Consider the following 654-nt stretch of genomic DNA (forward strand, 5'->3'; position numbering starts at 1 on the left):
GGATGATACAGAATGATTTTTCCGAATTTTCCATAGTGAATAGAATCTACAGAAATAGCGGAGGCCCCTAATCTACAGACGAACAAAAAGATAAATAGCACTAAAGAATTCTTCATCAATGGTTTCATAAAAAATGTTTGGCTGATTTTAATGCACAAGGATACTAAATAATATAGGAACTGAGAAGATTTCGTACTATTGCATCTGTGGAAACAAATAAGAATAAACCCGTTGTTTTGGATAAGAAAGCTGCATTGGCCAAAGCCGAGCATTACTGTGCTTACCAGGAACGTTCTCAATATGAAATCAGGAACAAACTTTACGACTGGGGCTTAAAAACAGCAGAGGTTGAAGAGCTGATTTCTGAATTGATCGTTACCAATTTCCTAAACGAGGAGCGCTTTGCTAAAGTATATGTATCTGGCAAATTTAACATCAAAAAATGGGGTAAGATCAAAATTAAACAGTCCCTTAAATTAAAGCAGGTTCCAGACAAAATGATCACCAAAGCACTAAACACAATAGATTCTGGTGATTATTTACAAACTTTGCTTGAACTGGCGGAAAAAAAAGCGAAGCTGATTACCGAGAATGATGCGTATAAAAAGAAATATAAGCTGATTACCTATCTGATGGGGAAAGGCTTTGAAAATA

Annotated in this window: 1 protein-coding gene; it reads left to right on the plus strand. The window is 35.5% G+C overall.

Annotated features, from left to right (window positions below; all coding sequences use genetic code 11):
• Positions 1-206: 206 nt before the first annotated feature.
• The coding region (locus DBR11_RS29045; protein WP_108556010.1) for a regulatory protein RecX at positions 207-654 on the plus strand (448 nt) is incomplete at its 3' end.

Source organism: Pedobacter sp. HMWF019 (assembly GCF_003061025.1).
Classification (GTDB): domain Bacteria; phylum Bacteroidota; class Bacteroidia; order Sphingobacteriales; family Sphingobacteriaceae; genus Pedobacter.